This is a genomic window from Aeromonas sp. R2-3, from assembly GCF_040908375.1.
Lineage (GTDB): Bacteria > Pseudomonadota > Gammaproteobacteria > Enterobacterales > Aeromonadaceae > Aeromonas > Aeromonas veronii.
The window spans coordinates 236,826-256,169 of the sequence record NZ_JBFODP010000017.1 but is presented as its reverse complement, the minus strand read 5'-3'; the positions used below and the strand labels follow the sequence as shown (position 1 = coordinate 256,169).

The following is a 19,344-nucleotide window of genomic DNA, read 5'->3' as shown; positions in this document are numbered from 1 at the left end:
CCCTGTTGGCCGCTTGTTCTGCCCTCGTCATGATGCTTTACTCAACATGGTCATCACAAGAAGGAGTATTAGGGTTGAAAGCATGGATGCTGGCAGGCCATATGTTGTTGATCCCCCTGAGCGGATTGAGCCAGACTCCCCCCCCCGCGGAGGTGATCTTCCTGACCGCAGATCCCTCCCCCTTGCGTCCGAGCAAAGATGCCACTCCCGCCTCACAACCCGACACCGCTCAAACAGCGGCAGTCGCCACCAACGGCAAGAAGCAGATCCAGGTCTATAAATCGGTGCAACAAAACGGGGTGGTTCGCTACTCCGACATGGCGCCCGAACAGGGCCATTACGAGCTGCTGCTGTTCAACGACTGCTTCGCCTGCGACCCCAAATCCAGCGTCAACTGGCAGACCACAGGACTGTTTCTCTATGACTATGCCAGCACCATCAAGGCAGCAGCAAAGACCTATCAGGTTGAACCTGCGCTGATCCGGGCGCTGATCCATGCGGAATCCGCTTTCAATCCGCTGGCGGTCTCCCGCAAGGGGGCGATGGGCCTGACCCAGCTGATGCCCGCCACGGCGCGGGAGTTGGGGGTCGGCAATGCCTTGCTGGCGGAGCAGAATATCTTCGGCGGGGTGAAATACCTGGCGGGACTGCTCAAGCAGTATGACGGCAACGTGGCGCTGGCGACCGCGGCCTACAACGCCGGCGCGGGCGCCGTACAAAAACATGGCGGTATCCCGCCCTATGCGGAAACCCGTGCCTATGTGGAGCGTGTCCAGCTCCTCCACCTGCGCTACAAAGAGATGCTGCAGGCCAAAGGGCTCTGAGGTTAGCCTCGGTTAATGCTCTTTTCTCGCCCCTCCAGAAACAAAAAACACGCCCGCAGGCGTGTCGATACCACACTTTGTTTCGCAAATGATTACTTCTGCTCAGTCGCCACCAGGCGATAAGCCAGCGCACCCAGAATGGCACCGACAATCGGGGCAACCCAGAACAGCCACAGCTGGCTGATAGCCCAGTCACCGACAAACAGCGCAACACCGGTACTGCGGGCCGGGTTGACCGAGGTATTGGTCACCGGAATGCTGACAAGGTGGATCAGGGTCAGGCACAGACCGATGGCGATCGGCGCGAAACCGGCAGGCGCACGGCTATCGGTGGCGCCCATGATGACGAACAGGAAGAAACCGGTCATCACCATTTCGCATACCAGTGCGGCAGTCAGACTGTAACCACCCGGAGAGTGCTCACCGTAGCCGTTGGAAGCAAAACCGGCAGAGAGATCAAACCCGGCCTGACCGCTGGCAATTACGTAAAGCACGGCAGCGGCGGCAATGCCACCCAACACTTGCGCCACGATATAAGGCAGTACACCGGATGCCGGAAAACGACCACCCGCCCACAAACCGACGGTCACGGCCGGATTGAGGTGGCAACCGGAGATATGGCCGATGGCAAACGCCATGGTCAGCACGGTCAGACCGAAAGCCAGCGAGACCCCCAGCAGACCAATCCCGACGTGAGGGAAGGCTGCAGCCAGCACGGCACTGCCGCACCCGCCCAATACCAGCCAGAAAGTGCCCATAAACTCAGCAGCAACAGGTTTCACATTATTTCTCCCATTTGAGATAACACCGAACAAGACCCGAGAAGGGCCCATGCTTGAACAAGCGCAGCATTATGGGAGTGTGAGTCCAGATTGCGAACCCGGCAGGCAGAGCTCACTGAATGTGATATTCGTCACAATTAGTTGATTAGATAAGAGATTTATCATTAAGACAGCTGGCTGCACATCTCATGCCCAAGGGCGTCATGCGACAACTTATGACACCATTTAGCTCGAGTGCTCATCCCTTGAACGATAAAAACGGAGGCGTAGTCAGTCTCCTGCAGGGGCAAAACGGCTGACAACCTGCCCCTGATGCTCAATCCACTCCATAAACATGGCGACGGGACGAGCATAGACCTGACCATCCTGCTCGGATTGATAAATGACCAGCTGCTCCTGGGTTTCGGTATGCAGAGCCAAGGCAAGCACTTGATAGTAACCCCCCTTGAAGTGGCGATAGCGGCCTGGAACGGGTGCTTGCATGGGAAAACCTCGCAGAAGTAATACCGATGAGCGAACCACATAAAGATGACACCATGGGTGCCATTCAACTCATCGAAAAGGGGGACGAAGACGATTTTTTACACAAGCCAATCGTGCCACAGGATCCGGATATTGCAACACAGTCAGGCAGCATTGTTAATTCGTTCCCCATGTTTCACTAGTTAACCTTGGTTAGCACCAAAGATCGTGCTGAATTTAACGTTCTAGCAACCCTGTTTTAGGGCTAAAAATCAGGGAATTCTTCTAAAAAGAGGATTGTTCTAGCATTCAATTCTGTGAAGAATAGGGGAAAAGAAATTTGATACTAAAAATCGCCTTTTTCGCCAACGCGTCCCTGTGGGGAAGGAATCACTGTCACCATGTTCACAATCGACAAGTCGCACAAGCTCGACGATGTCTGCTATGACATCCGCGGCCCGGTGCATAAAGAGGCTCGCCGTCTCGAAGACGAAGGCCACCGCATTCTCAAGCTCAACATCGGCAACCCGGCCCCGTTCGGCTTTGATGCGCCGGAAGAGATCATCAAGGATGTGATCCTCAACATGCCGCTGAGCCAGGGCTACTGCGACTCCAAGGGGCTGTTCTCTGCCCGTAAAGCGGTGATGCAGTACTACCAGCAAAAAGGGATGCGCAAGGTCGATATCGACGACATCTACATTGGCAATGGCGCCAGCGAGCTGATCGTGATGGCGATGCAGGCGCTGCTCAACAATGGCGACGAGATGCTGGTGCCCTCCCCCGACTACCCGCTCTGGACCGCTGCCGTCACTCTCTCCGGTGGCCATGCGGTGCACTACCGCTGCGATGAAGGAGCTGACTGGTATCCGGATCTCGACGATATCCGCGCCCGCATTACCCCGCGCACCCGCGGCCTGGTACTGATCAACCCCAACAACCCGACCGGGGCCGTCTACGGCAGCGAGTTCCTGCTGGAGGTGATCGAGATCGCCCGCCAGCACAACCTCATCATCTTCGCCGACGAGATCTACGACAAGATCCTCTACGACGATATCTCCCACACCAGCGTCTGCACCCTGTGCGACGATGTGATGGTGGTGACCTTCAACGGCCTCTCCAAGGCCTACCGCGCCTGCGGCTTCCGTCAGGGCTGGATGGTCATCACCGGCCCCAAAGGCCGTGCTCGCGGTTACATTGAAGGGCTGGAGATGCTGGCCTCCATGCGGCTGTGTGCCAATGTGCCGATGCAGCACGCCATCCAGACAGCCCTTGGCGGCTACCAGAGCATCAACGAGCTGATCCTGCCGGGTGGCCGCCTGCGTAAGCAGCGGGACAAGGCGTGGGAGCTCTTGAACGAGATCCCCGGGGTCTCCTGCGTCAAACCAAAGGGGGCGCTCTACATGTTCCCGCGCCTCGACCCCAAGGTGTATGACATCCGCGACGATCAGAAGATGGTGTTCGACCTGCTGCAGCAAGAGAAGCTGCTGCTGGTGCAGGGCACCGGCTTCAACTGGCCGGCGCCGGATCACTTCCGGCTGGTGTTCCTGCCCCGCGAAGAGGAGCTGGAGGATGCCATCGGCCGCCTCGCCCGCTTCCTCAAGGGCTACAAGCAGTAAGCAAAGCTCATGAAAAAGGCTCCCGCGGGAGCCTTTTTGTTATCTGTGGTTTTATCCGTGCCATCAGCCGTGCAGCAGGGCACCGGCCACCAGCACCGCCATGGTGATGAGAGCCACCCCGATGATGAAGGGCAGCACCCAGCGCACGAAGCGATCGTAGGGGATCTTGGCCAGCGCCAGACCGGCCACCAGATGGGCGGCGGTGGGGGCAAACAGGTTGATCCAGCCGGAGGCGGACTGATAGGCAGTGATCACCAGATCCCGGGAGATACCGGAGAAGTCCGCCAGCGGCCCCATCAGCGGCATGGAGACGGTCGCCAGCCCCGAGGTGGATGGGATGAAGAAGCTCAGGATGATGTGTACCAGATAGGCCATCAAGATGAAGACCGACGAGGAGAGCCCGCTCACCAGCCCTTCAGCCCAATGCAAAATAGTGTCGATGATGACGCCCTGCTCCATCACCACATAGATGCCGCGCGCCACCGCAACCACCAGTGCCACCCCGATGAGATCCCGAGCGCCGCTCAGGAAAGTCGCCACATAGTTGGACTCCGGCATCCGGTTGATCAGCGCAATCAGGATGGAGGCACTGAAGAACAGGGTCGAGAGCTCGTCAAACCACCAGCCAAAGGTGGGCAGCACGTCGATCCCCAAATCCGACCAGGGCACCACCGCATAGATCATCAGCAGGAAGGTGCCGAAGAAGACCAGCATGGTGAGCTTCTGCTTGCCGGTGAAGGCGAGGTTGCCGCTCTTCATCTGGGAGAACTCGTCGTCATAGACGATGTCGGCCAGCACGGAGCGGGACTTGTCCTGCTGCACCTGCTTGGCGTAGCGCATCACGAACCAGGAGGCGAATATCACCAGTAGCAGCCACTGGATGACCCGCAAACCGATCCCTTCGCCGATGGGGATACCGGCAAAACCGGAGGCAATGCCGGTGGCAAACGGGTTGACGGTGGAGGCGAGCACCCCGACCCCGGAGCCAAGCAGGATAATCCCCGCCGCCACCATGCGATCAAAGCCCGCCGCCATCATCACCGGCACGATCAGTGCCCAGAAGGCTACCGTCTCCTCCGCCATGCCGAAGGTGGAGCCGCCGAGGGCAAACAGGGCGATCAGCACCGGGATCAGCAGCCGCTCACGGCCGGCAAAGCCGCGCACAATGGCCCCCACCCCGGCATCGAGCGCACCGCTTTGCATGGTCACCGCCAGAAAGCCGCCGATGATGAGCACGAACAGCGCCACGTCGGCCGCCTTGTGAAAGCCCTGGATGGGGGCCTTGAGCACCTCGAATACCCCTTGCGGGTGGGCGGGTAACTCAGTGTAGCTGCCGGGCACCGGCAACAGCCGCTCGTCGCCGCTGTAATCAGCCACGGCCGCTGCCGCCACCGGCTGCTGGGTCTTGGCGGTGACATAGTCATATTTACCCGCCGGCAGCACCCAGGTGAGGGCGGCCATCAGCGCGATGATGATGAAAAGCAGGGTATAAACTGTGGGGAGTTGGCGCTTCTTGGGCGCCTCGTTTGGAGTGGTCATAGCTTCCGTACCTCGGCAATGCCGTCTGTGATCCGATCAGCGCAAGACTAGCGGGTTTGATATGGGAAAAAGGTGATCGCTGATAATAAAATTCCGCAAATTAGCGGAATGTTTGCCAAAAAAACAGGGCCCCGCGGGGCCCCGTTTTCACTTGAGTCAGACTCAGAGCTCGACCACGTCGAATTTTACGTCCGGATTTACATCCGCATCGTAATCGACCTCATCCAGACCGAAACCAAACAGGCGCAGGAACTCTTGCTTGTAGCCGGTGTAATCGGTCAATACGGAGAGGTTTTCGCTGGTGATGGATGGCCACAGGTCACGGCAGGTCTGCTGCACATCTTCACGCAGTTCCCAGTCATCCATGCGGATGCGAGCCTGCTCGTCCAGCGCCATGTCGGACGCGTAGAGACGGGTGCGCATCATGCGATCCACCTGCTCCATGCAGCCCTCGTGAATGCCCTTCTCCTTCATGATCTTGAAGGCCATGGAGATATAGAGCGGCATCACCGGAATGGCGGAAGAAGCCTGGGTCACCACGGATTTCAGCACGGCCACGTGAGCGGTGCCACCCTTGACAGCCAGATCGCCACGGATGGCGGCAGCGGCGCGGTCCAGATCTTCCTTGGCGCGGCCCAGAGTGCCATGCCAGTAGATTGGCCAGGTCAGATCGGTACCGATGTAGGAGTAGGCCACGGACTTGGCGCCGTCAGCCAGCACGCCGGCATCACGCAGGGCAGCCATCCACAGCTCCCAATCCTGACCGCCCATCACTGTGATGGTGTTCTGGATCTCTTCCTCGTTCGCCGGCTCGACGGTGGCGGTGATGATTTGGTCCTTGTTGGTATCGATGGCGGTGGTGGTGTAGACCTCACCGATCGGTTTGAGGGCAGAGCGCACCACTTCGCCGGTTTCCGGCATCTTGCGCACCGGAGAGGCCAGGGAGTAGACAACCAGATCAATCTGACCCAGATCCTGCTTAATAAGCTCAATCACCTTGGCGCGGCACTCGTTGGAGAAGGCATCGCCGTTGACGCTCTTGGCGTAGAGGCCCGCCTCTTTAGCAGCCTTGTCGAAGGCGGCAGAGTTGTACCAGCCAGCGGTACCGGTCTTGGACTCGGTGCCCGCTTTTTCAAAGAAGACGCCGAGGGTGGCGGCGCCGCTACCGAAGGCAGCCGCAATCCGGGAGGCCAGGCCATAACCGGTGGAAGCGCCGATCACCAGCACCTTCTTGGGACCATTCTCGATGGTGCCCTTGGCCTTGGTATAAGCGATCTGGCGACGAACATTGGCTTCACAACCGACCGGATGAGTGGTGGTGCAGATAAAGCCGCGAACCTTGGGTTTGATGATCATATGGGGTCTCGGATCCGTTTAATGGATGAAATCGGGGCATAAGATACCTCATCTTGCCGCGATAAGGTGCTCTGATGTGTTGAACTGCGGCAAAAATGGCCATTCAGGGTGACGGCTGCCGTCAAAAATGCACAATTTTTCGGAAAGCGTCACTTCATCAGTCCGGTAATGAATCTCCCCATATCCATGGAAACCGATGACATGTTTCAACGCAGGTGCAGTACGACCAACATGATACAAAAAGGCCCCGAACTCTCGGGGCCTGGGGGTAATGTCATCGACCTATATCAAGCGGCATGTGAGCGCCATTTAAAATGATTAATCTGTGTTCTCATTGACTTGGCCATCTCATCAAGACGCTGACACTTGGCCGATACATGGGCTGCCGAGTCCGAGGTATGTACTGCGATATCGGCAATATTGACCATGCTGCGCGTCATCTCTTCGGTGACTTTGCTTTGCTCTTCGGCTGCAGCAGCGACCTGCACATTGAGATTATTCAGATCATCCACCGCACTCACAATTTCTTCCAAAGAGACGCCACACGTCAGCATCAGGGTATTCGTCTTCTCTACTTCAGATAATCCGATATTCATACTATCAACAGCCATAGTTGCATTCTGTTGCAGGCGATTGACGGTATTCTGGATTTCTCCGGTAGAGTTTTGGGTGCGCTGAGCAAGTACCCGCACTTCATCAGCCACCACCGCGAAACCGCGCCCCTGCTCACCCGCTCTGGCGGCTTCAATTGCCGCATTCAGTGCCAGTAAATTGGTTTGTTCGGCAATCGAGCGAATAACCCCCATCACTTGGGTAATGTTATTGCTTTCGATAGCCAGGTTTTGCAGCACAGTAGATGTATTTTGCAATTGACCAGAGAGCAGAGCCATATTCCCAATGGTCTCCTTGACAACCGCTTGCCCCTCTTCTGCCTTGTTTTCAGCCTGACGGGCGGCAATTGCAGCACTATTTGTATTTTGGGCGATTTCGTTAACCGTTGCGCTCATCTCATTCATCGCCGCAGCGCTCTGATCTGTCTCCAGACGCTGCTGGGCCATTTGCTCTGCACTGGTTAGCCCCAGCTCGTTCAGTGCATCGGCGCCTGTCGATAACTGTTCGGCCACGTCATCCATTTCGCCAATCAATCTGCGGAAATGGCTAACCATATCATTCAGCGCCCGTGCGACTTGCCCCAATTCATCTTCCCGAATGACGGGGACGGTGACGGTCAAATCCTGCTCATGCTGCAATTTGTAAAGCGCTCTGCGCAAAGCGGTGAGCGGTTGACTGATCCCGCGAAAAATCCAGATCCCCAGCACGGATAAAGCGAACAGGGCAATCCCGGTGATGGAGAGGAAGGCAAATGAAAAATCAACGGCCAGACTTTCCAGGGTATCAACATGCTCATCTGCAAATCTCAGCTGGAGTTCAACCAGCTTGCCCAGCTCCTCATTAAAAGGATCAACCGTGCTATATAACTGATGAATTGCCTTATCAAGAGGAGCTTTTAATGAAAGATCACTCTTAATACTATCCAGTGTAATGTCGGCTTTGTTCATCAATACCTGGGCAGACTCCGCAATCGCCCGCTCTTCCGCAGACATCTTCTGGGCCATGTAACGCTTCCATTCCGTTGCGGCTTTTAACTGCGCTTCAGTAACGGAACGTTTTGCCTCTTCACGGGTGATTAATCCAACATGCGCTTTATTGATCGCATCAACGACACTGACCGCATACAAGTCTGAAATCAGCTTCAGTTCGGATAACTGCTGCACCTCCTCTTCATTCACCTGATGGGCAGCCTGATTCATCAGGCGCATCCCCCAAAGGGAGAGAGTGCACAGCAAAACCATACAAAACAGCGGTACCACAACCAGCATCAATAATTTGCTACGAACCGAGATCCCTTTCATGGTGTCGTCCTCATACTCAGGCCACTGGTCGTTTAATATGCAATTGATACACCAAGCATCACGCGACCACTCATTTCAATACAATCACCCGCTTACCTCATTAAAAAGCGCGGTCTGTGCACCATAGTGCAATGCAAGTTGCAACCTGTTCGCAAAACCAGACCTTAAACACATCACCGCAGGATAAGGGCTAATGCCCTTATTGATAATGCGCTTTTTGAGTCTATTCATCATTTCGTTGATGTCTAATCTTCGCAAAGCAAAATCCGTAGCGTGTTGCAGCCTGCATCGTCCATGCACTGATGGCGGCAACGTCCACGAAACTAGCAGGCAATGCGGGTGATGTGGCCATCCTGCAGCTTATAGAAGGCATCTTGCGGCAACGCCTGTGACCAGGTCGCCTCATAGTCGAGATCGGCATAGACGCCGCGCAACATGGCACCGAGCAGACCGTGGGAGATAACGATGGCCCGCTCGGCGATGGCGGGATCCTGCAACCACAGGTGTGCCCGGCGCTGAATGCTCTCGAAGCTCTCGGCCCCCGGTGCCTGCAGATACCAGTCCCCCTTGCCGGTATCGAGCTCGGGATGAGCGAGCCGCAGCGCCGGGATCTGGCAACTCTCCCACTCCCCCATCCCCAGCTCCATCAACCGATCGTCCCAGACGATGCGATCAGTTGACAGCCCCAACTGCTCACACACCAGCAGCGCAGTCTGACGGGCACGCCCGAGCGGGCTGGCATAGACGGTCCAGCGGGCGGGATCCGCCAGTTCGGCGGCAAGGCGCCGCCCCATGGCGATGGCTTGCGCCTCACCCTTGTCGGTCAGATCGGAGTTGCAACGCCCCTGCAGACGCTGCTCGGCATTGAAGCGGGTCTGGCCGTGGCGCAGCAGATAGATGAGTCGAGACATGATTTCTCCAGCACGTTCAGAGAGATAGAAAAATAAAGGGGGGAAGATGATAGCAGATGAGCCCGAAGGATGGCCCAAACAGAGAGGCTAAAGCGGGCGTAAAAAACGGGTCAAGGCTGACCCGTTTGCTGCCAATTTGGCCAGATTAAACTGGCTCAGCCCTTCTTGATCTCCCGCAGATAGCGGTAGATGGAGTGGACCGAGATCCCGAGCTGGCGCGCCGCAATCTGGGCACTGTCTTTTAACTCGAAGATCCCCATGTCGTGCAACTGGTTGACGATGACCCGGGTCTTCTGGGACGGAGGCACCGCCTCGTTGCCGCGCACCTCGGCACTGACGGTATCTATGGTGCTGTTGAGCGCTTCGTCGATATTGCGGGCGAACACCTCCGGGGTGGCATGGCTCTCGTGGGGATGCATACACTCCGGCATCATGGTGCGCAGCACGGATTGCAGCGGAGCATCCATGTCGCTGTTGATGCAGAGCAACCCGATGGCCCTGTGCTCCCCGTTGCGGATCACGGTCGTGATGGAGCGCAGGGTCTTGCCGGTGGCGCACTTGGTCATGTAGGGGCTGGAGATATCCTGCCCGCTCTTGAGCTTCATCATCGCCAGGTTGGTGATGGGAGCGCCGACACTGCGGCCGGTGATATGGCCGTTGGCAATCTTGACGATCGAGGGATTGCGCGCATCCAGACTGTGGAGCAGCACTTCGGTGTGCTGGCCATACATGGCGGCGATGCCGTCCACAATGTTCTCCATCGACTTGAGGATCTCAAAATCGCTCGGACTCAACTCTTGCAGCTTCACAATGGGACCTTCTTGCAAGGGTTGCTGCCGGGCAATGGGCGCCGGGCAGCAACCGACAGGGACATCAGGCGGACATGATATCAATAATGGTGCTGTCTGTGGCAGACATGCCCTCCTTCACCATCTGACCGACGTTGCGGATGGTCTGATCCACGTCGCCGGCGACGATCCCCTGCCCCGACACCGAGTGGCTGTTGAGGGCCATCAGGAAACCGCGCACCGCCGCACCGGAGGAGGTACTCACCTTCATGGCGCAGGAGGCTTTCGCCCCGTCGCACACCATACCGGCACTGTCGCTCAGCACATTCTGGATGGCGAAGCAGGATTGCTCGAAGCTGCCGCCCGCCAGATAGACCATGGCCATGGAGGCGGCCGCGCTGGTCACGGTATTGCCACAGAAGGCCGACAGCGGCGGATAGTGGGACTTGATATAGATGGCGCCCAGATGGCTCATGATGAGGGCGCGAGCCAGCTGCTCTTCGCTGGCCGCAAAGCGCTCGGCAATCACCATCACCGGAATGGTGGCGGCAATGCCCTGGTTGCCGCTGCCGAAGTTGCTCATGGCTGGCAGGGTCGCGCCCCCCATGCGGGCATCGGAGGCGGCCGCCGTCATCATCACGATGCGGTTCATCACATCCTCGCCGATAAGACCGGCATTGATGTTCTGCTGCATGGTGCGCCCGATCTCGAGGCCATAGGGGTTGTTCATCCCCTCGGCGGAGAGCTTGCCGTTGAGCTCCGAGGCTTTGAGGATGAACCTGATCTGCTCGAACTCCACCTGGGTGGCGAACTCGTAGATGGCGGCGATGCTGATATCTACCCCGTCGCAGATGGAACCGGTGGCACCGCCCTGGCTCTGATCGGCGGTGAAGGTCACCTCGCCATCGCGGCGCTGCTCGACGATGCGGGTATGACCGCCGCAGAGGGTCACTTCGGCGCTGTGTTCTTCACCCTTGTCATCAGTGCCATAAACGGTCACGCGGCAGAAGATAAACTCGGGGGCGGCGGTGCGGCTCACCTGCACCTTGCCAGCATCGATCAGCTGCTGGGCACGATCCACCTGTTCTGGCTGGATCGCGGCCAGCACCTCCAGCCCGGCATCGGCGTTGCCGCCGATGGCACCGGCCGCGGCCGCAATGGCCAGACCGATCTTGCCGGTCCCCGGCACATAAACACCCATCGAGTTTTTATAGAGGTTGTCCGACACCGCAACCTCGAGGCGACCGGGCTCACAACCCAGTTGCCGGGTGGCGACCGCTGCGGCATAGGCGGCGGCAATTGGCTCGGTACAACCCAGCGCTGGTTTGACAACCTGTTGAATAATCTGCAGATACTGCTGCCACGCTTGTTTCATCACTTGAACCTTTTTATCAGCATTAACGAGCGATATGGGCGATCGCTTCCACTTCAACCTTGACGCCCATCGGCAGATCCTTCACTGCGAAGCAGCTGCGCGCCGGACAATCTTTCTGGAAATAGGCTTTATAGACCTCGTTGAACGCGGCAAAATCGCTGATCTCGGCGAGGTAGCAGGTAGTTTTGAGCACGGTATCCAGCGAGCCGCCAGCGGCTTCCAGCACGGATTTCAGGTTTTCCAGTGACTGGCGGGTCTGGGCGGCAATGCCCCCTTCCACCACACCACCCTGCTGCTTGCAGACCGGCAACTGACCGGAGGTAAAGATAAGGTCGCCATAGGCAGTGCCGTGGCTGTAGGGACCGATAGCGTCAGGTGCCGCTGCTGCTGTGATGATGCGTTTCATATAGCCACTCCTGTTTGTGCAATTTTTTTTGCAATCACGAATCTCATTCCGTTCAACATTATTTGCTTTTTATTTTATCCATTCAACAAAAAGATACAAAAATGGCGTTTAAAGGCACCTTTCGGCCTCAATATAAACCGTGATCACCATCCTGATTTGAACAAAAGTACTCTTATGGGCATTGTTTATGACAGTTTCATTCAACTATATTTGCGCCGCTTTCCCACATCCCTACAAAAAAGAAGGTTTTAATGGACGCGCATAGCACTACACTCGCCAGCCCCGTGATGGGCACGCTGGAATGGAAAGAAGCGGTTCGCTTCGACAGCACCGACTGGGGCTGGATCATCATGAGCATCGGCATGGCCATCGGCGCGGGGATCGTCTTCCTGCCGGTACAGGTGGGTCTGATGGGTTTGTGGGTCTTTCTGCTCTCGGCGGTGATCGGCTACCCCGCCATGTACATGTTCCAGCGCCTCTTTATCAACACTCTGGCCACCTCGCCGGAGTGCAAGGATTACCCCAGCGTCATCACCGGCTACCTTGGCAAGAACTGGGGTGTGCTGCTCGGCGCGCTCTACTTCGTGATGCTGGTGATCTGGGTCTTCGTCTACTCCACCGCCATCACCAATGACAGCGCCTCCTTCCTGCAGAGCTTCGGCGTCACCGACGGCCTGCTCTCCGAAAACCCGCTCTACGGTCTGGTGCTGATCTGCGGTCTGGTGGCACTGGCCTCGCGCGGCGAAAACCTGCTGTTCAAGATCTCCACCTTTATGGTGCTGACCAAGATCAGCGTGGTGGCCGTGCTCGGCCTGATGATGGTGGACAAGTGGGATGCGGCCAACATCACCGCCATGCCCGCTGCCGGTGACTGGATGAAGGATGCCATCATCATGCTGCCCTTTACCCTCACCTCTATCCTCTTTATCCAGAGCCTGAGCCCCATGGTGATCTCCTACCGCTCACGGGAAAAGTCGCTGGAAGTGGCCCGCTTCAAGGCGATGCGCGCCATGAATATCGCCTTCGGCATCCTGTTCGTGGTGGTGTTCTTCTACGCGGTCTCCTTCACTCTGGCCATGGGCCACGATCAGGCGGTCAAAGCCTCCGAAGAGAACATCTCTGCACTGGCGATGGTAGCCCAGGGGATGCCCGGCCAGACCCTCAAGCTCCTGAGCCTCACCCTCAACATCTTTGCGGTAATGACCGCCTACTTCGGCGTTTACCTCGGTTTCCGTGAAGCCTGTCAGGGTCTGGCGATGAACCTGCTGCGCCGGGTGCTGCCGGAAAACCGCATCAATAAAGGATTGGTAGGCAAAGGGATCATGGTGTTTACCGTCATGCTCTCCTGGGGGGCCATCGTGCTCAACGCACCGGTACTGAGCTTCACCTCCATCTGCAGCCCCATCTTCGGCATGGTGGGTTGCCTCATCCCGGCCTATCTGGTCTATCAGGTACCGGCGCTGCACAAATACAAGGGCACCTCCCTCTACATCATCATCGTCACCGGCCTGCTGCTCTGCGTCTCGCCCTTCCTGGCGTTCAACTGACGGTTGCAGGCGGATATCCCCTTATCGACCGCGGGTCACCTTCGGGTGGCCCGTTTTCTATTGGCTCGGCTGACCGCGCCCCCGCCCGGAAGTAAAAAGCCAAGGGGATCACAACTTGCAACCGGCCATCACCCAAGGGAGGCCGCTCGGAGTACTATTCAGGCAACACGAATCACGCCCGCACTCAGGTATCGAGGCTTAACATGAAATGGATTTTCAACCCCGCCATCCGGCTGGGCAATCAGCTCTCCTTCAAATACAAATTCCTGCTCTGGTCCTGCCTGATGCTGCTGCCACTGGCCTACAGCATGACCAATCTGCTGGGACGGCTGCAGGATGACAACGTCCAGGCCAACCGCGAGCTGGCGGGAGTGGTCAATCTCGCCCCCGTGCCCGCTATCGAGCAAGCCCTGCTCACCCATCGCAATCTGGTGACCCGTCACGCCCATGAGGTGGATCCGGTCGGTGATGATCAGGTCAAGGCAGCCGCACAAGCCGTTGATCAGAGCCTGCAAGCCTTTGCCGACACCCGCCAGAACAACCCCTCCTTTGAGGTGATCCAGCAGGGCTGGGCCGCTTTGCAGAATGAAGCGGGCAAGCTGGAAGTGGAGCAGAGCAACTTGCGCCACGACAAGCTGCTGACCGAGGTGCGCCACCTCTACAAGCACATTACTGCCAGTAGCAGCCTGATCCAGGATCCGGCGCTCGGTACCTACTACATGGTGATCCTCGCCAGCGAGCGGTTGCCGCAGCTGCGCGACCTGCTGGCTCAAGTGCGAGATCGCGCCGCCACCATCGCCGACTTCGGCCTGTTTCAGGCAGAGGGCTACAGCGGCCTGCGTTTTCGCCTCGACCTTATCAGCGCCACCCTGCAGGAGCTGGAGGCCGATCTGACCCTGCTCTACCAGATGGAACCGGCCTACCGCGCCGAGCTGGGTCAGCAGACCGATGCTCTGATACAGCTGGTGCGTCAGGGGGTCGAGACCATGGAAAACAAGATGATGAAGGATCAGCTGGTGCAGCTCTCCACCAAGGAGGTGCAAGCACTGGGGGATAAGATGGACGAGGCCATCACTGCACTGGCAGGCCAGGTACGCCAGCGGCTGGAGGCCGACTTACATCAGCGGCTGACCGCCAACCAACGCCACTTCTGGTGGATCACCGCGCCGCTGACCGCCAGCTTGCTGCTCTACCTCTACCTGATGATCGGTGCCTATCTCTCCCTGCGCGGCACCGTAGGGCGGGTGCGTGATATCGCCGCCCGGGTCAACGCCCAGGATCTCAGCCAGCACATCGAGATCGTCGGTCAGGACGAGCTGGCCGCCATCAGCCGGGATTACAACGTGACCCTGGAGACCCTGCGCACCCTGATGCTGCGGGTGCGTGAAAATGGCGTCACAGTAGTGGAGAGCGCCACCGAGATCGAAGCGCGCACCTGCCGCTCGCAGGAGGTCATTGCCGATCAGCAAGGGGAGACCCATCAGGTGGCCACCGCCATCAAGGAGCTGGCCGCCACCTCACAAGACATGGCGGGCAACGCCCTGCAAGCTGCCCGCATGACCCAGGAGGCGCAGAACGTGGTCGGTCAGGGCGAGGATGTGGTGGAGCGCACCATCAAGGCCATCGACCATATCAACCGCGAAGTGCTGCGCACCGCCGACACCATAGGCCAACTGGAGCAGCAGTGCAGCCAGATTGGCGGCGTCATCAGCGTGATCCGTAGCATCGCCGAACAGACCAACCTGCTGGCCCTCAACGCTGCCATCGAAGCGGCCCGGGCCGGTGAGCAGGGTCGCGGCTTTGCGGTGGTGGCCGACGAGGTGCGGTCTCTTGCCAACCGCACCCAGGGTGCCACCGTCGAGATCCAGCAGATGATTGAACAGCTGCAATCCGGCGCCCGCGCCTCGGTCACCGCCATGTCGGCGGCCAGCCATGAAGCGCAGGAGGGGGTCGGGCTGGCGCAGGAGGCAAAACAGGCTTTCGGCGCCATCACCGAGAAGGTGGATCGAATGGTCGATACCAACGCCATCATCGCCAGCGCCATCGAGCAGCAGGGCGCCGTGGTCAACGAGATCGAACGCAACGTGGTGCGCATCTCGGATGGCAGCGACGAGGCGCTGCAAGTAGCCAACGCCGCCCGCGATGCCGCCCGCCAGATCCACCAGCTCACCGAACAGCTGCGCGCCATGGTACAGAGCTTCGTGCTGTGACAGAGCGCTGACAAGCCGGGCTCAACGTGAGCCCGGCATTATCCCGGTCTCGCCCCTGCCCACAACATCTCGGTTGCTCGGATCATCCAGAAAATCTCTGCGCTCCACTTGCCGGGCAAACGCCAACAAAGTAGTCTCGAACGAAAACAAAATGCGGCATTCCCGACACGTACGGTCTGCGACGTCGAGGCAAGCAAGCCGCCTGCGAGCCACAGATTAAAACCAGCGTCACGTCATCTATCACCCGCTTAAAGCGAGGATTTACCCATGGCCAGATACCAGTTTTTTACCATTCCGGCGTCCAATCGGCAGCAATACACCTTTATCGACATGGCATCACCGACTTTTCTGAGTGAAAAGGCGGCACTACTGACCCAAGGATTCGAGGTGGAGGAGGACTTTATTGACGCAACCAGCCCACGAGAGGCTGTCGAGAAGTACCAGTCCAATTTTCTCTATATAGCGGATGAGATAGGCAAGTCCGATAGCAGCTACGCCGCGGCCGTCGCCATGCTGGAGATTGGCAAGGGGTTATTGGGCAATAAAAACCGCTGAGATAAGGTACAGCGGTGAAGAGTGGTGGCCATCGTGGCAACGCGCCCGATGGCCATATGGCAAGATATCAATTCGGTAAGTCAGAAGCGCCCCAGCTGCTGGAGCATCTCGATCAGCTCCTCTTCGCTGCTCGGCTCATAGGCCAGCTGAAGGCTCGGCGCGGCGCCTCCCATCAGCATATAGACGTTGGTGCTGCAGTGGTCGTAGTGATACCACTTACCGTCGATACAGACGTCGGTATAGCATCTCGGGTCCCTTTTCAGTTCCATATGCACATCCTTTTGTTACATCCCATCAACATCACTCCTGACCGTAAGACAACCCGCTGCGACCTATCTTGATACAGATCAAGATGTGCAACGGCAGTGCTCCTGCGGGCGCAATTCCTGCTGTTGTCCTCCCGGATGGCGGTTTGTACCGCAAGCATCCCCCTCTTCTCTCCCTTCTCTTCCTTATCTCCCTTCTCTTCGCTGACTTGAGCCTGACTACACTTAGCCCTGTCGACCCACACCACCATCTGGAGTCATACCGATGAAACCGAGGCTTCCCACCCCCACGATTTTCTCGCTCTTGCTCTGTGGCGCACTGCTTGTGCAGCCTGCTCTTGTGCAGTCGGCCAAGGCCGCCATCGACCCCAAGCCTGCCAGCGAATTTACCATCAAGGCAAACCAGCAGGTGCTCAATACCCTGCCCTTCAATGACAAACAGGATTTCGAGGATGCCCAGCGTGGCTTTATCGCCAAACCGGAGACCCTGACCATCAAGGATGACAAGGGCAACGTGGTGTGGGATCTGGAGCAGTACAAGACCTACATCGGCCTCGACAAGGCCGCGCCGGACAGCGTCAACCCCAGCCTGTGGCGCAATGCCCAGCTCAACATGCAGTACGGCTTGTTCAAGGTCACCGACAAGATTTACCAAATTCGCGGCTTTGATCTCTCCAACATCACCTTTATCAAAGGCAAGAAGGGATGGGTGGTGTTCGATCCGCTGATCTCCCCGCAAACCGCCAAGGCGGCGCTGGCCTTCATCAACAAGACCCAAGGGGAGCGCCCGGTCACCGCGGTGGTCTACAGCCACTCCCACGTGGATCACTACGGCGGTGCCGCCGGTCTGTTCAACTCGCTGGACGAGGTGAAAAAGAACGGCGTCGAGATCATCGCGCCGGAAGGATTTACCGAACACGCGGTGTCGGAGAACGTCATCGCCGGCAACGCCATGGCTCGCCGCGCCGTCTACATGTACGGCGCCCTGCTGCCGCGTAACCCGCAGGGGGGCGTCAATGGCGGTCTGGGGCAAACCACTTCCACCGGCGTGCCCTCGCTGCTGCTGCCAACCCGCTTTATCACCAAAACCGGTGAGACGCTGACGGTCGATGGCGTCAAGATGGTCTTCCAGATGACCCCGGGCACCGAAGCCCCGGCCGAGATGAACACCTGGTTCCCGGACAGCAAAGCATTGTGGATGGCCGAAAATACCACCAACACCATGCACAACATCCTCACCCTGCGCGGCGCCCAGGTGCGTGATGCGCTGAAGTGGGCCAGCTTTCTCAACGAGACCATCGAAACCTGGGGTGATCAGGCCGAGGTCAAGTTCCAGAGTCACCACTGGCCACGCTGGGGCAATGCCAACATCACTGACTACTTTAAAAAGCAGCGTGACCTCTACAAATACATCCACGACCAGTCGGTGCGCCTGATGAACATGGGCTACACCGGCGAGGAGATCTCCGAGCAGATCACCCTCCCCCCCGAGCTCAACGACTTCTGGCCGAACCGCGGTTATTACGGCACCCTGCGCCACAACAGCCGCGCCATCTATCAGCGCTATATGGGCTGGTACTCCGGCAACCCCTCCGATCTCGACAACCTGCCCCCAGAAATGGTCGGCCCCAAATATATCGAGTTCATGGGGGGCGAGCAGGAGGTACTGAAAAAAGCCAAGGCCTCGTTCGACAAGGGGGAATATCGCTGGGTAGCAGAAGTGCTCAAGCATCTGGTGTTTGCCAACCCGAACAACACTGAGGGCAAGCTGCTGCTGGCAGATGCACTGGAGCAGCTGGGCTATCAGGCTGAATCCGGCCCGTGGCGCTCCGTCTATCTGCAAGGTGCCTATGAGCTGCGCAATGGCGTTCCTAATGTTGGCGGAACAGTCACCGCCTCACCGGACACCATCCGGGCCATGAGCCCCAGCATGCTGTTTGACTATCTCTCGGTGCGCATTAATCCCGAGAAAGCGGCGGGCAAGAAGATGGTCATCAACATGGCGTTCACCGACATAGAGGAGAAACATACCCTGAGTCTGGAGAACTCGGTACTGAACCACACTACCCGCTATGCCGCCAAGCCTGATGTGACCATTACCCTAAGCAAGAAGACGCTGGATGATATCCAGCTCGGTCAGGGCACCATGGAGCAGAAGATCGCCAACGGCGAGATCAAGATCGAGGGTGATCAGCAGAAGTTCAGCGACTTCGTCACGCTGCTCGACAAGTTCAACTTCTGGTTCAACATAGTGACGCCATGATGCAACGCACCTTGCGCGCATGCATGGTCCTGCTCTGCCTCATCCCCGGGATGGGGCAGAGCTGTGGTTATGATGCCCTTTATCCCAATCCGTTCGAACAGAGCTGGCCCGGCACGGTCAATATTGCCATGGCGACTGCGGTGAGCCGTGAGCAGTTACCCCCCTTGGCAGCCCTGACAGGCGAAGCTGGCTTCTCCCGTAGCCAGGCATGGCTCCAAACCCTCAAAAGTCGACTCCAGCAGGCAGGGGTAGGCGGCGGGATCTCCATCCTGCTTATCGACTCAGGACTCTGGTCCAGAGTACGAGGCAAGGAGTCCCTACTGCTCCAGCTGCACACCAGCGGCCCAAACCCAAAAGACCGGGTGATGCTGCTGAGTGAAGCCGCCATCAACGCCATGTTGAATGGGTCGCTCACCATCGAGCAGGGACTGCAATTGGGCATTGTGGAGCTGCAAAGAGACGACAATCAGCAGTTGCAGCGGGATCTGCACAAGGCGCTGAGCTCGCAGACCTGACCGCCACAGGAGGAAC

Annotated in this window: 17 protein-coding genes; 7 read left to right on the top strand and 10 right to left on the bottom strand. The window is 58.0% G+C overall.

Annotation, left to right across the window (positions count from 1 at the left end):
• Nucleotides 1–86 precede the first annotated feature (86 nt).
• Nucleotides 87–824 (top strand): lytic transglycosylase domain-containing protein, encoded by a 738-nt coding sequence (locus tag AB5Z02_RS06860; RefSeq protein WP_368215822.1) that lies wholly within the window; start codon nt 87–89, stop codon nt 822–824.
• A 92-nt stretch (nt 825–916) separates the two neighbouring features.
• On the opposite strand, the gene aqpZ is transcribed toward AB5Z02_RS06860, so the two are convergent.
• Both aqpZ and AB5Z02_RS06850 read right to left on the bottom strand, forming a co-directional pair.
• Complete coding sequence (aqpZ, locus tag AB5Z02_RS06855; RefSeq protein WP_005334357.1) at nt 917–1,606, bottom strand: aquaporin Z; 690 nt, start codon at nt 1,604–1,606, stop codon at nt 917–919.
• Between the two features lie 270 nt (nt 1,607–1,876).
• The gene (locus AB5Z02_RS06850) at nt 1,877–2,089 is read right to left on the bottom strand and encodes a DUF1653 domain-containing protein (RefSeq protein WP_005334366.1); all 213 of its coding nucleotides are present in this window, start codon (nt 2,087–2,089) and stop codon (nt 1,877–1,879) included.
• Between the two features lie 380 nt (nt 2,090–2,469).
• Here AB5Z02_RS06850 and AB5Z02_RS06845 point away from each other — a divergent pair, with 380 nt between their 5' ends.
• Nucleotides 2,470–3,684, top strand: coding sequence for a pyridoxal phosphate-dependent aminotransferase (locus AB5Z02_RS06845; protein WP_005334367.1), 1,215 nt, complete (start codon nt 2,470–2,472; stop codon nt 3,682–3,684).
• A 63-nt stretch (nt 3,685–3,747) separates the two neighbouring features.
• Here the strand turns inward: AB5Z02_RS06845 and AB5Z02_RS06840 are convergent, their stop codons facing one another.
• From AB5Z02_RS06840 to AB5Z02_RS06810, 7 genes are all read right to left on the bottom strand, one after another.
• On the bottom strand, nt 3,748–5,223 hold the full coding sequence (locus tag AB5Z02_RS06840) for a YfcC family protein (RefSeq protein WP_139731834.1): 1,476 nt from the start codon (nt 5,221–5,223) through the stop codon (nt 3,748–3,750).
• A 162-nt stretch (nt 5,224–5,385) separates the two neighbouring features.
• A complete protein-coding gene (gene fabV, locus AB5Z02_RS06835) occupies nt 5,386–6,579 on the bottom strand; it encodes an enoyl-ACP reductase FabV (RefSeq protein WP_368215661.1) in 1,194 nt (397 codons plus the stop codon).
• Nucleotides 6,580–6,866: 287 nt separating this feature from the next.
• Nucleotides 6,867–8,492 carry a methyl-accepting chemotaxis protein gene (locus tag AB5Z02_RS06830; protein ID WP_368215659.1) on the bottom strand — a complete coding sequence of 542 codons (1,626 nt, stop codon included), beginning with the start codon at nt 8,490–8,492 and terminating at the stop codon, nt 6,867–6,869.
• Between the two features lie 323 nt (nt 8,493–8,815).
• Entirely contained in the window at nt 8,816–9,403 is a 588-nt protein-coding gene (locus AB5Z02_RS06825; protein WP_368215657.1) for a histidine phosphatase family protein, read from the bottom strand.
• A 155-nt stretch (nt 9,404–9,558) separates the two neighbouring features.
• Nucleotides 9,559–10,212, bottom strand: coding sequence for a transcriptional regulator (locus tag AB5Z02_RS06820; protein WP_005334376.1), 654 nt, complete (start codon nt 10,210–10,212; stop codon nt 9,559–9,561).
• 64 nt (nt 10,213–10,276) lie between these two features.
• Nucleotides 10,277–11,566 (bottom strand): serine dehydratase subunit alpha family protein, encoded by a 1,290-nt coding sequence (locus AB5Z02_RS06815; protein WP_120415752.1) that lies wholly within the window; start codon nt 11,564–11,566, stop codon nt 10,277–10,279.
• Nucleotides 11,567–11,588: 22 nt separating this feature from the next.
• A complete protein-coding gene (locus AB5Z02_RS06810; RefSeq protein ID WP_005344164.1) occupies nt 11,589–11,972 on the bottom strand; it encodes a Rid family detoxifying hydrolase in 384 nt (127 codons plus the stop codon).
• 251 nt (nt 11,973–12,223) lie between these two features.
• On the opposite strand from AB5Z02_RS06810, the gene AB5Z02_RS06805 reads away from it, so the two are divergent.
• From AB5Z02_RS06805 to AB5Z02_RS06795, 3 genes are all read left to right on the top strand, one after another.
• Entirely contained in the window at nt 12,224–13,519 is a 1,296-nt protein-coding gene (locus AB5Z02_RS06805) for an amino acid permease (RefSeq protein ID WP_021229327.1), read from the top strand.
• A gap of 203 nt (nt 13,520–13,722) precedes the next feature.
• Nucleotides 13,723–15,729 carry a methyl-accepting chemotaxis protein gene (locus AB5Z02_RS06800; protein WP_368215655.1) on the top strand — a complete coding sequence of 669 codons (2,007 nt, stop codon included), beginning with the start codon at nt 13,723–13,725 and terminating at the stop codon, nt 15,727–15,729.
• Nucleotides 15,730–15,996: 267 nt separating this feature from the next.
• On the top strand, nt 15,997–16,284 hold the full coding sequence (locus tag AB5Z02_RS06795) for a hypothetical protein (protein WP_107685105.1): 288 nt from the start codon (nt 15,997–15,999) through the stop codon (nt 16,282–16,284).
• A gap of 80 nt (nt 16,285–16,364) precedes the next feature.
• Here the strand turns inward: AB5Z02_RS06795 and AB5Z02_RS06790 are convergent, their stop codons facing one another.
• On the bottom strand, nt 16,365–16,553 hold the full coding sequence (locus AB5Z02_RS06790; protein WP_005334402.1) for a hypothetical protein: 189 nt from the start codon (nt 16,551–16,553) through the stop codon (nt 16,365–16,367).
• Between the two features lie 262 nt (nt 16,554–16,815).
• On the opposite strand from AB5Z02_RS06790, the gene AB5Z02_RS06785 reads away from it, so the two are divergent.
• Both AB5Z02_RS06785 and AB5Z02_RS06780 read left to right on the top strand, forming a co-directional pair.
• Nucleotides 16,816–18,813, top strand: coding sequence for an alkyl/aryl-sulfatase (locus tag AB5Z02_RS06785; protein ID WP_368215653.1), 1,998 nt, complete (start codon nt 16,816–16,818; stop codon nt 18,811–18,813).
• Entirely contained in the window at nt 18,810–19,328 is a 519-nt protein-coding gene (locus AB5Z02_RS06780) for a hypothetical protein (RefSeq protein WP_368215651.1), read from the top strand. The genes AB5Z02_RS06785 and AB5Z02_RS06780 overlap by 4 nt, the downstream gene beginning before the upstream one ends.
• Nucleotides 19,329–19,344: the final 16 nt, after the last annotated feature.